This window comes from Aliivibrio sp. S4MY1 (genome assembly GCF_028765545.1).
Lineage (GTDB): Bacteria > Pseudomonadota > Gammaproteobacteria > Enterobacterales > Vibrionaceae > Aliivibrio.
Genome location: NZ_JARACP010000006.1, coordinates 73,282 through 85,915, shown reverse-complemented (window position 1 = coordinate 85,915; position 12,634 = coordinate 73,282). Strand labels below are relative to the sequence as shown.

The following is a 12,634-nucleotide window of genomic DNA, read 5'->3' as shown; positions in this document are numbered from 1 at the left end:
CTATAATTCCTTAACTGTAATTTGTTCTGCTAGATTTTTACGAATAGCCAGAGAAGTACCTCTTACGCTAATTTGTAATGGGTCACCCATTGGAGCTTTACGCAAAATAGAAATTTCCGTATGCGGTAGCATTCCCATTACCATTAGCTTCTTTCTTGTGTCTGTTGGTAATAAAGACATATCTGTTACTACGGCTTTTTTTCCGCTATCTAATTGCGTTAGTTTCATCTCAAGCTCCACGATAGTGAGAATCATTATTATTTCGTTTCATTCTATAACTTACGCTTACATTTATCTTGCGCTAAATCAATTTTTGTCAGTAAATTGACAAAAAACCTATAATTTCAAACTTTATATGCGGAAAATATCTTTTGTGATACCGTTTCCAAGGCAACGTCAATTACGTCAAAAACCTCAAGCAAAAAACAACGTCAAAATAATGCAAGGATAGAAACAAAACCGACAGAAAACAAAAAACATTAAATTTCAACCGCTTACCTAGAACTTAAATTGATGGCGGATTTATACCTGTAGATTGTCGTTATTTTGATATGTAAAAAAAGAAAGCCGACGTATAGTTTCTACATCGAGAGGGAAACTTCTCAAACTTTTATTCTAATAGAGGTAATGAGATTTATCTTATTACTTCGGCAGCAAGCGAAGGCATCATTGGTGCCCGCGACGTAGTCCCCCCGGCTACGTCGCGATCTTTTTTTCTCTTCTTTAAATTCATAATCCTATAAATTATCAGCACCTTACTTACAATTCATATTTTTAAGCTATAAGTCGAAAAATCTAATCTATAGCATTAATAATGCTAGCTAATATGGTTTACATCACTCCTCATTCTCACTAACGAATTGCGTGGGAGATAAACCATAATGTCGCTTGAATCGCTTACTAAAATACGAAGGGTCATTAAAACCAGAATCAAATGCTGCATCCGCAACTTTACTACCTGAAATTAATAACTCACAAGCTTTTTCTAACTTAACGTCAATCAGATATTCCATAAACGAGCGCTGAGTGAGCTGCTTAAATTTACGTTGGAAGTTTCGCTCTGAGATAAATAATGCTTTTGCAACTAACCTGGTTCCAAATGCAGGGTTAGAGTAATTGCCTTCAACAACTGTATACACACTAATTAACCATTCTTGGTTAACATTCTTTAACTCATTACTCTTTGTATCGACACATTCATTAAGTTTTTTATCAACTAACATATCTAGCGCTATTGGCCACGATAATAATATTTCATTATCTTTATCTGTGTTTTTTACAATTTCAAAATGACCGCCATTCTGTACGGTTAATTGTTTAACCGATACTAAACCTACTGCCTGATTAAACATTTCAATTGCTTGAGTTAAATCAACCCTCTTTAATTCATCAAGCTCATGTTCTGGAATACATTGTCCGACACTAATAAAGTAAATCGTTACTCGTACATCATCAGATTCAATACGAATATTAACCTTCTCTCCACATTCGCTTCTCTTTAATAAACTTAAAAGTACATTATTAAAAATGGCGTCGATCAGCAGAGGCTGAACATATATTGAACAAGATTTTGAGTTATCTTCTAATTCAAGAACGACTCCTTTAGATTGGAACTCTTCTTTCCACCCTTTAGATACAGCTCTTAGTAATAAAGACAGTTCTTGATTAGTTCGCATATTTTTCTGCCGTAAATCTAGCGGTTCTATATGAGAAAGCTGCTTTAATAAGGCTAAGCTGTATTCACACTGATTAGCTAAAGCAAGATTTATTAATGAGCCCTTTTTCTGTAGATCGACTTGAATGTCTTTAATTGGTAGCTGAGCTTGCTCTGAAATTTCAGAAATAACATGCTGCCTTACAGTAAGTAACTTTTGTAGTTGGCGGTTACTAGAAACCAGAACTTTGCCTTGATTACTCAACTGCTGGGTTTTAATTTCTACGCTTTTTTTCAATCTCTCATTGCTCTTCTTTATCTCTTTAGAACGCCAAGAATAAATACCAATAACAGTGAATACTAATAAAGAAAGCACTAGTACGATAAACCAAGGAGCAAAAAACCAAGGGACTTCAACATAGAACTGAAACTCAGTAACATTACTGCTTCTCTGCCCATTATTACGAGGCTTGATACGTAATGTATATTTACCTGAGTTTAATGAATCAAAAATAAGTGAATTACCATCGAAATCTTGCCACTGATCATCAGTCCCTCCGACTAATTGATAAGAAAGTGACGTATTTTGAAATTCAGGAAGTATCCCAAAAATAAATGAAATATTAGAGCCATAAGGAAGAGGCGATGTTAGTTCTTTATCAGCCCCGTAACTGACTGTTCTATGATCAACGTTAATCTTCCCAAGTACTACCTTTGGTTTCGCAATTTGATACTCAAGTAAAGCTAGTTCGTTCGTAAATATTACGCCATCTTTACTAGCAAACATCATGTTTCCATCTGTAGATATCGAACATAGATCAGGCAACAATTCATTATCAATTAACCCTATCTGACTCCCGAAATGTTTAATTATTCGCCCTTGATGTGTGTATAAAGTCAGCCCTTTACTTGAGGACAACCAAACCCCATTACTTGTTGGCATTACGCAATGTGGCGTCGTATATTCGGCCGAAAGTGCCACATCTTCTCGTATTCCTTTTTTATCTCTTATTTGCAAGCCATAGTTACTGACAATCCAAGTATTATCATACTCGGTATCAGACATATCAATAATACTACCGGCTCTTGTATAGGCGTAATCAAAGATAAGTGCCCCATTATCGTAATGATAAAGCCCTACATTTGTACCCACAGATATTAAACCGCTTTTATTCTCATAAAGGTGAGTTATATGAGTTAAATATTTTTGTTCAACAACCCAAGAAAAACCCAAGTTAAGTAACTGCTGGGTTTTTGTATTAAACTTATATAAACCGTTTTCACTAGAAAACCATAAAATGCCTGTAGAATCTTTAAGTATGTGACTAATGTTCCGATGGTTAACACTTTTAAGTGAGGAAGGTCTTGTTATCAATTTGGTTTTACGATCTACCTGATAAACACCAGATTTTGTCGCAACCCAAATATTTATGTCATCTGAAGAAATGGCATTAATAGGCTTAGACATAATTTGAGCAATAGGTAATTGAGGACTTTGACTATTCAATAAATATAAACCAGATAATGAGCCAACCCAAGACTCGCTATTATCACTCTGCAATATAGATGTGATTTCATTAATATCTAATTGGCCATTTGCTTCTTTATATCGAACTCGCGGGAACAACTGTGTACTCTCAGAGTAATAGCTCACACCATTATCTGTTGCTATCCAAAGCCCATTATTTTTATCTGCAACTAGCGCATATATTTTATTTCCCTCTAGTGAATAGTCATCACGGACTACCGCTTTAAAATACTCTAAATGCTCATTGTTCATATTCCACTTATACAAGCCTTGCTCTGTTCCAAACCACCAATTATTAGTTGTTTCAGCAAAAGACAATAATGATAACTCTGTAGGTACTTTTTTAATGACTTCTAATGATTCGCCTTTTATTTCTGTTATCCAAACGCTGTTATGAGCGCCTAAAATTATCTGTTTTTTCTCTTGAGAATAAAATATAGCATCAATATATTGCCCTAAAAGCAACGGAGTAAAGCTCTCTGTAAGCAGGTTAAACTCAAATATTCCTGCAGAAGTAGAAACTAACCACCTTTTGTCAAATTGAATGGCTCCTGTAATTTCTATTGCATCAACAATTACACTGCTGTTTGAATTGTTAATCTCTGATGTATAAACTTCCTGAGTATCAGGTTCATAGATAAAGAAACGATCTGCATCGCTCCCCCAAAAAGCTCCATATTCTTGGTTTAAGGTTCGAAAATTAAAATCTTGAGGTAAAGCGGCCTCGTTTGTAAAACCACTACTTTCAGACCATGACTGTATTTTATTCTCTTTAATGAACCAAAATTTTTGATCAAAAAATGAAATTCGCCGAGGCAATGTCTTGTCTGACTTTTCCCCTAACGTAAATATATTTTGTCCATCAAATAGATGAAGCTGGCCATATACATCGTACATCCATAATGCTCCATCATCGCGAAGAAACAGTTGCTGAGCTGTAATATACTGACCATCACTATGAATTGGCATTGGGTAAAAAATAGTATTATCTGAACGAGATAAAGAGTAAGTAGAGAAAGAAAGGAAAATACTTAAAATAAGTATTCTGAATAAAAGCATCTACTCGCCTTGGGGTATAAAGAAAAAGTATCAACATGATAGGAAAACTCTTTCTATATAGCAATGAATACTAAGTGATTCATTAATTCGTAGAATCTATTACTGCTAAGTAAGGCCCAACAAAAAAGCCCTTTCTATTCTTTTAAATAGAAAGGGCTTTACTGGTTAATATGGTTACTTAGACTTGATCTCGCAAAGCATCAATCGTCAATCTCGCCTGTTGCTTAAATTTCGCTCTCTCAGACTCTTTTACTGGTGATGCTTGAGGCAGCGGGACTTTCATTGAGTTCACTGCACGACCATTTTTAATCAGTTCATAATGTAAATGTGGTCCAGTCGAGCGGCCAGTATTACCACTCAATGCAATTTTGTCACCCATGGATACTTTTTGCCCTTTCTTCACTAATATTTTACTTAGGTGAAGATAACGCGTCATGTATTCGCGCCCATGTTTAATAACAACATAGTTACCTGCCAATGGATGATGTAGTGCTCTTACCACAACACCATCTCCGCTGGCATACACTGATGTGCCCACAGGGGCGGCAAAGTCAGTACCATTATGTGGCGAAACTCTCCCTGTCACTGGATGTTTACGATACGGATTAAATGATGAACTAATTCTAAAACGTTGATGTGTGGGATAGCGTTCTAAAGCACGGTTTAAACTGCGTCCTTGCACATCATAATAATTCCCATCAATGTGTTTAATCAGCGTAATTTCTCGAGAACCATTTTGATACAAGACCGCTTCTACATCACCTGAGGATACGGCTTTACCATCAATAAACTCTTTATTAATTTCAACCGCAAATTTATCCCCTTTTCGAGCTTCTTTCCCAAAATCAAACTTCCATTGAAGCTGTTTTGCTAATGTTTGAATTTGCCCTGGAGTAAGCCCTGCTGAACGCGCAGAATTATAAAAGTTACTGGTTACTCGACCAGAAAGAAAAACTGGCTTAATCTCTCCTTTCTCTTCCTTTTGAGTAAAACTGTATTTACCATCGGTCCAAGAATACACATCGGTGTCTTTAATATTTCGATGGATTTGTAACTCTATAAGTTTGCCATTTTCATCTTGCTGCCACTCTAAATCTACGCCAACACGCATGTTTGCTGCCGATTTATTTACAGTAAGCAATGCATACATATCAGATATAGGCAATGCATATTGATTAAAGATCTCTCCTAGAGTTTCTCCAGACGCAACAGTGTGTGAATGAACAATATCTTGAGCATCTATTTGCTGATCTAATTCATCTTTTGGTGCATTAAAGTCAGGATCATCAGGTTCAAAAATAGTCCCTACGGGCTCACTGTTTTGATCGGCTAATGTCTGCAGATTCTCACTAGATAACTTAACCTCACCTCTAATTTGTTCTGAAGAGACGCTGTGTAGATTATGTGTTGGCTCCCAAATCAAAATGGCACAAGTAAACAATGATAACGACAATAAAGCGAATTTATGTCTTTTAGATAGCGTGCTCAATCTTGTTGTAACTATTTCTTTATATTTTATTGACTTAAACAACGTGATAACTCATTACTTATGGTTGATAAAAATATAAAATATGCTCCCATTTCATCTGGCTGCTGTATGGCTAGGGGATCAAGCTCTCCCTTATTAACTTCTGTTCCTCTTGTAATAGTAGTTACTATTGCTGGCTCAAACTGAGGTTCAGAAAAAACACATACTGCTTGTTGATTTAAAAGCGATTTTTTTATTTTAATCAAAGACTTTGCACCCGGTTTTCTATCCGGACTCACCGTAAAGTGCCCCAAGTTATTCATTCCAAAATAACGTTCAAAATAACCATATGCATCATGAAAAACAAAATAACCTTTGTCTTGCACTGGCTTTAATTGACTTGAAATAGTTTCCACAGCCTGTGCTAACTTACTTTCAAAGGCTGTAAGGTTAGACTCATATCGATCTTTATTCAATGGATCAATTTTGATCAATTGATGAGTTATCCCTTTTGCGACACCTAAAGACTCTTTTGGACCTAACCAAAAATGTGGGTCGGTACTATGATAATGACCATCTTTATGCGAATGCCCCTCCTCCCCATGTTCATCAAAATGATGAAAATCTACTGAAGGAAATTCACTGATCGTGATGACATTTTTTTTATCTGCGATGATTTTGCTTAAAAAGGGCTCTAAGTCATTCCCATACCAAACGACAACGTCTGCTTGCTTAACTTTCTTAATATCCGATGGACGCAAGGCATAATCATGCGGAGATGCTCCACTTGGTACAAGATAAGAAGACTCAGAAATACCATTCGTTAATTCCTGAACAATGAGATTAATTGGCTTTACTGACGATAATACTGTCGTGGCTTGTGCCGTTCCACTCAAAAAGGTAAACATACACAGCAAGGTTACTTGAATATTTCTTCTCATTTGCTTCTCTTAAAAAATGTGATAGCGATTGGAATTCTAAAATGTTACATTATAACACTTACTAATTGCAAACGACTCTTATTTAAAAAATGACTTCTTTACTCAATTTACAAGATGTTTGTGTGGTCTTCGATGGTCGCCATGTGATCGATAATGTTTCTTTAACTATCGAACCAAACAAGATTATTACTCTTATAGGCCCTAATGGTGCAGGAAAGTCTACGTTAGTAAAAACAATTCTTGGTCTACAAAAACCGACTAGTGGAACAATAAATCGCAATAAAAAGCTGCGTATTGGTTACGTTCCTCAAAAACTACATTTAAATGACTCTTTACCTTTAACGGTCAATGGTTTCTTAAAATTAGCAGGAAAATACAGCCAACAAGAGCATCTTGATGCCTTAAAATTAGTCGAGGCTGAACATCTACTTCATTCAAACATGCACAAGTTATCTGGTGGTGAATCTCAACGCGTATTGTTAGCAAGAGCATTATTACAACGTCCTGATCTTCTTGTTCTTGATGAACCAGCTCAAGGTGTTGATGTTCAAGGGCAAATTAGCCTGTATGCTTTAATTGAATCTATCCGTCATCGCTTTAATTGTGCGGTATTTATGGTGTCACATGATTTGCATCTGGTTATGGCAAAAACAGATGAGGTTATTTGCCTTCAACATCATATCTGTTGTTCAGGAGCTCCAGAATCAATTTCTAAGCATCCAAAATACATTGCATTATTTGGTCAACAACGTGATCAACAATTGGCGTTTTATCATCATAACCACCATCATGATCATAATCTATCCGGTGAACCTGCCGATGGATCATGCTGCAGTAAAAACAAAAAGGCTTCGTCATGATTGAATTTTTACTTCCTGCACTGTTAGCAGGTTTAGGCATTGCATTACTTGCTGGCCCTTTAGGCTCTTTCGTTGTATGGCGAAAAATGGCTTATTTTGGTGATACGTTAGCTCATGCCTCTCTACTCGGTTTATCTCTTGGTTTTCTGTTTGATATTAATTTAAACCTAGCTTTAGTCGTTTGTTGTGTTGCTATTGCTTTGTTATTAGTTACCTTACAAAAACAACGCTTAGTGGCAACCGATACATTACTCGGAATATTGGCTCATAGTTCACTTTCATTAGGCTTAGTTGCGGTTAGTTTTTTAGATAATGTTCGAGTCGATTTAATGTCTTATTTGTTCGGGGATTTGCTGGCAGTCACTTACGATGATTTAATCTATATTTATACTGGTGTGTTTATTGTTCTTGGCTTAATACTTTTAGTATGGCGTCCATTACTTTCATCAACAATCAGCGAAGAATTAGCTCAGGTCGAAGGCATTAATGTGGAACTAATGCGTTTAGTCCTAATGTTAATGGTTGGTTTGGTGATTGCGATTTCGATGAAGTTTGTCGGTGCATTAATTATTACGTCTTTACTTATTATTCCAGCAGCGACTGCTCGTCGTTTTTCCAGCTCTCCAGAGCAAATGGTAGTCCTTGCCTCTATCTTTGGTTGTATCGCGGTAATGGTTGGTTTAGCGTTATCTTGGCATTATGATACACCTGCTGGGCCTTCTATTGTCGTTTCTGGGGCTGCTATATTTATGCTAAGCCAATTAAAGAAAGCGCATAGCTAATACCAATCTACATAAATATTTGATCATTCTTGCTTGTTAAAATCGACTATATCTGCGTTATACCTTTCTATTGCAAAAATTAGGTGTAATTAGAACCACTAGTTACTGTAATTTATGCCTTGCTCTAATCGATTTTTTCTACGCAATTATCTGAACAACTACTTATCCAAAACGGTATAACATCATAAAAAAACAAAAGCAATACGATATGGTTCGTATTGCTTTTATTTAACTTTCTTAGAGTTTAAATCGACTTACTATTGTCGTTAAATTATCAGCCATTTTACCTAAGCGCTCCGATTCTTTTTCTGTCGCATCAACATCTGATGCGTTTCCTTTTGCAACAATATTAATTTCTGAAATTAATTGGTTTACGCTCGATGTTGCCGTTAGTTGCTCTTCTGCTGACGCTGAAATTTGGCTATTCATTGTTTGAATAATCGCAACAGACTCAAAAATAGAACTGACGGTGTGTTGGGTATCTACCGTCTTCTCTGCAATTTGATGAGCATCATCCGAATTACTTTGTATCAAGGTTACTGATTTTACCGCTTCATCTTGCAATTCTGCAATCATAGTCGATATTTGTGCGGTACTGTCTTGAGTTCTACTCGCAAGCAATCTCACTTCATCCGCAACAACGGCAAAACCTCTTCCACTCTCTCCAGCTCTTGCTGCTTCAATCGCTGCGTTTAAGGCTAGCAAATTAGTTTGATCTGCAATGCTACGGATCACATCTAATATACTGCCTATGTTCTCGGTTTTAGCTTGTAGGTTCCCAATAACTAATGAAACATCTTGAATATTAACCGCTAATGTTTGCATATCACTATTCATATTCCCAATAGTATCAATGCAATGGCTTGAAGTTTGATTAACTTCTAAGGCCGAATCAGAAGCCTGAATCGCACTTTTAGTTACTTCATCAACACTAACCACAATTTGGTCTGTCGCTACAGCCGCTTGCCCTAATTGATCCATTTGAGCTTTCATACTGATATTCATTGTATGCGCAGACGAAGATAAATGATGAGATGATTCACTTAACTCAAGAGTTAACTTATTAATATCGGTCACAAGTTCTTTAATGTTTTGCGCCATTTCAAGAATACGCCCATAAATCCCAATATGGCGATCACTTGTTACATTGATGTGTGTTAAATCGCCACGAGAAATACGATCAATAACATTTAAAATAATCTCAGGATCATTACCTAATGTTTTATTATATTTTCGTACCGCAAAAAACATAACAAAACCAATAAATAAATTAACAATGAAACCTATGACTAAACCCTCAAAAAGAAAAGCTTTAAAAGTATCATTTACTTTTTTCTCTTGAACACCACTACCTAAATACCAATTCCAATGCTTGGTTTTAACTGCTATAGATTTCACTTCTGTAGTTATGTTCTCTCGTGTTGTAAACCAAGAGTAGGTAATAACCTGCCTGCTACAGTAAGGTTACTAAGAATATGACTTTTTGCCTCATGACTGACAATACTTTCAAACGACTGACCGATAATTTGAGGATCTAAAGGTGCAGCTAAAAAGACTAGATTTTCATCCGTCATCCAAATATATTCATTATCTGAGTACGCATAACTTTGCATTAATTCGCTGGCTAGTCTCTTTGCTTTACTTTCATCCAACTCACCTGTCACCACTTTCTGCTCTAAAGTCGCTATTGTATTTTTAGCGTTTGTGAGTAAGTTTTCTAACCTTGTTACGTTATTTGTTTCTAACGTATACCTAACGTTGTATGCGCCCATAATAATAGACCCAAACATTGCAGCAGAAAAAATCAGATAAATAATGACATACTTAGTTGTAGTATTAAGGTGCATATGTGTTCTCAAATTTAAATAACTAATAATAATTTATACCAATATTGAACTTGATATTAAATGCTATTCATTCTTTGAGTTTTGTTATACGGTTCTGAATAAGTGACTTGATTATTTAACAAATCATATACTTATTTAGATAGGTATGGAATGTATCCTGAGAAAGAAAAGCGCCAAATCTTATCAGAGGATTGATTATTACTTATACTTGTTTCGCCCATTATATTTGTAAGGAAATGTTTCCATAAGTAACAAATACAAAAAAACCATTCATATTTCTATAAATGGCTTTTGAGTTATTCATGTATTGGTTTAACTTATTACCAATCAGTCACTTCGCGCAGTGCTTTACCTATATCAGCAAGACTTTTTACTGTTTTAACGCCTGCTTCTTCTAGGGCTGCAAACTTATCTTCAGCCGTACCTTTACCACCAGAAATAATTGCACCGGCATGGCCCATACGCTTACCAGGAGGAGCAGTAACACCCGCAATGTAAGATACAACTGGTTTTGTAACATTGTGCTTAATAAACTCAGCTGCTTCTTCTTCCGCTGTTCCGCCGATCTCACCAATCATCACAATTGCTTCAGTTTCTGGATCTTCTTGGAATAACTTTAAGATATCGATAAAGTTTGAACCCGGGATAGGATCACCACCAATACCAACACACGTTGATTGGCCAAAACCTTCATCCGTTGTTTGCTTAACGGCTTCATAAGTCAATGTACCTGAGCGAGATACTATACCTACTTTACCTTTCTTATGAATGTGACCAGGCATGATACCAATCTTACATTCATCAGGAGTGATAACACCCGGACAGTTAGGACCAATCATTACTACGCCTTCAGCATCTAGACGAACTTTAACGTCAAGCAGATCAAGTGTTGGAATGCCTTCTGTAATCGTTACGATAAGCTTAATGCCCGCATCAATTGCTTCAAGGATTGCGTCTTTACAGAAAGGCGCAGGTACATAAATAACAGAAGCCGTTGCGCCAGTTGCTTCTACAGCATCCCGAACGGTGTTAAATACAGGAAGACCAAGATGGACTTGACCGCCCTTACCTGGTGATACGCCACCAACCATTTTTGTCCCGTAATCAAGTGCTTGCTCTGAGTGGAATGTACCTTGACCACCGGTGAATCCTTGGCAGATAACTTTTGTATCTTTATTAATTAGTACAGACATTATTTGCCCTCCGCAGCAGCAACAACTTTTTCAGCGGCTTCCGTTAATGAAGTAGCCGCAATGATATTTAGGCCACTTTCAGCCAGTTTTTGTGAACCTAATGGTGCGTTGTTACCTTCAAGACGAACAACAACAGGAACTTCTACACCCACTTCTTCAACAGCACCGATAATGCCATCTGCAATTAGGTCACAACGTACAATACCACCAAAGATGTTTACTAGAACGGCTTTAACATTACTGTCTGATAAAATAATTTTAAACGCTTCTGTTACACGCTCTTTTGTTGCACCGCCACCAACATCAAGGAAGTTAGCAGGTTGACCACCGTGTAGGTTTACGATGTCCATTGTGCCCATAGCAAGACCAGCACCGTTAACCATACAACCAATGCTGCCATCTAGAGCAACGTAGTTTAGTTCCCACTGTGCCGCATGTGCTTCGCGCTCATCTTCTTGAGATGGATCATGCATTTCACGCAGTTTTGGTTGACGGTACATAGCATTTGAATCAATGTTAATTTTCCCATCTAGGCACAGAAGATTGCCTTCTGCTGTCACAACAAGAGGGTTAATTTCCAGTAGAGCTAAGTCGTACTCAGCGAACATATTACCAAGACCTAAAAAGATCTTAACAAATTGCTTAATTTGATCGCCTTCAAGGCCAAGCTTAAATGCTAATTCACGACCCTGGAAAGCTTGAGGACCTACTAATGGGTCAATCGCTGCTTGGTGAATTAACTCTGGTGTTTCTTCAGCAATCTTCTCGATATCCACACCACCTTCAGTAGATGCCATGAAAACGATACGACGCGTAGCACGGTCAACAACCGCACCTAAATATAATTCGTTTGCAATATTTGATGCTTCTTCAACCAAAACTTTAGTTACTGGTTGTCCGTTAGCATCCGTTTGGAAAGTCACTAAATTTTTACCTAGCCACTTTTGTGCGAATTCTTTAACACCTTCTTTTGTATCATGCAGTTCAACACCACCTGCTTTACCACGGCCACCGGCGTGTACTTGACACTTTACTACTTTCTTCGCTGTACTGATTCGTCCAGCAGCTTCAAAGGCTTCTTGAGCAGTATCGCATGCATAGCCTTCAGGTACAGGAAGGCCATATTCAGCAAAAAGTTGTTTTGCTTGATATTCATGTAAGTTCATTATGTTCTATCCATTTTATGTTATTCCCTTAAATAGGAATTTTTAATGTCCTAAGACGCTCTAAGGCATCTTTCTATTTTTATCCAATAATGAAGTTGAATAAGAGGCTGCCGTGAGCATGGCAGCCTTTGTTTAT

Annotated in this window: 10 protein-coding genes; 2 read left to right on the top strand and 8 right to left on the bottom strand. The window is 36.9% G+C overall.

Features of this window, described 5'->3' with window-relative positions:
* From PVK71_RS08290 to znuA, 4 genes are all read right to left on the bottom strand, one after another.
* Positions 1-228: a FeoA family protein gene (locus PVK71_RS08290; protein WP_045101569.1), complete on the bottom strand. Its 228-nt coding sequence runs from the start codon at positions 226-228 to the stop codon at positions 1-3.
* A gap of 608 nt (positions 229-836) precedes the next feature.
* The gene (locus tag PVK71_RS08285; protein WP_274417947.1) at positions 837-4,241 is read right to left on the bottom strand and encodes an AraC family transcriptional regulator; all 3,405 of its coding nucleotides are present in this window, start codon (positions 4,239-4,241) and stop codon (positions 837-839) included.
* 178 nt (positions 4,242-4,419) lie between these two features.
* Positions 4,420-5,760 carry a murein DD-endopeptidase MepM gene (gene mepM / locus PVK71_RS08280; RefSeq protein WP_274418112.1) on the bottom strand — a complete coding sequence of 447 codons (1,341 nt, stop codon included), beginning with the start codon at positions 5,758-5,760 and terminating at the stop codon, positions 4,420-4,422.
* Complete coding sequence (znuA, locus tag PVK71_RS08275) at positions 5,757-6,650, bottom strand: zinc ABC transporter substrate-binding protein ZnuA (RefSeq protein WP_274417946.1); 894 nt, start codon at positions 6,648-6,650, stop codon at positions 5,757-5,759. Before znuA ends, mepM begins: the two co-directional genes overlap by 4 nt.
* Before the next feature lie 89 nt (positions 6,651-6,739).
* On the opposite strand from znuA, the gene znuC reads away from it, so the two are divergent.
* Both znuC and znuB read left to right on the top strand, forming a co-directional pair.
* Positions 6,740-7,510: a zinc ABC transporter ATP-binding protein ZnuC gene (gene znuC, locus PVK71_RS08270; RefSeq protein ID WP_274417945.1), complete on the top strand. Its 771-nt coding sequence runs from the start codon at positions 6,740-6,742 to the stop codon at positions 7,508-7,510.
* A complete protein-coding gene (znuB, locus tag PVK71_RS08265) occupies positions 7,507-8,292 on the top strand; it encodes a zinc ABC transporter permease subunit ZnuB (protein WP_274417944.1) in 786 nt (261 codons plus the stop codon). The genes znuC and znuB overlap by 4 nt, the downstream gene beginning before the upstream one ends.
* A 237-nt stretch (positions 8,293-8,529) precedes the next feature.
* Here znuB and PVK71_RS08260 read toward each other — a convergent pair whose 3' ends face one another.
* The 4 genes from PVK71_RS08260 to sucC all read right to left on the bottom strand — a co-directional run bounded on the left by PVK71_RS08260 (position 8,530) and on the right by sucC (position 12,498).
* The gene (locus tag PVK71_RS08260; RefSeq protein ID WP_274417943.1) at positions 8,530-9,690 is read right to left on the bottom strand and encodes a methyl-accepting chemotaxis protein; all 1,161 of its coding nucleotides are present in this window, start codon (positions 9,688-9,690) and stop codon (positions 8,530-8,532) included.
* An 8-nt stretch (positions 9,691-9,698) separates the two neighbouring features.
* Positions 9,699-10,139 carry a cache domain-containing protein gene (locus PVK71_RS08255; RefSeq protein ID WP_274417942.1) on the bottom strand — a complete coding sequence of 147 codons (441 nt, stop codon included), beginning with the start codon at positions 10,137-10,139 and terminating at the stop codon, positions 9,699-9,701.
* 320 nt (positions 10,140-10,459) lie between these two features.
* Positions 10,460-11,332, bottom strand: a complete 873-nt coding sequence (sucD, locus tag PVK71_RS08250) for a succinate--CoA ligase subunit alpha (RefSeq protein ID WP_274417941.1) — start codon at positions 11,330-11,332, stop codon at positions 10,460-10,462.
* The gene (gene sucC, locus PVK71_RS08245; RefSeq protein ID WP_122035636.1) at positions 11,332-12,498 is read right to left on the bottom strand and encodes an ADP-forming succinate--CoA ligase subunit beta; all 1,167 of its coding nucleotides are present in this window, start codon (positions 12,496-12,498) and stop codon (positions 11,332-11,334) included. Before sucC ends, sucD begins: the two co-directional genes overlap by 1 nt.
* Positions 12,499-12,634: the final 136 nt, after the last annotated feature.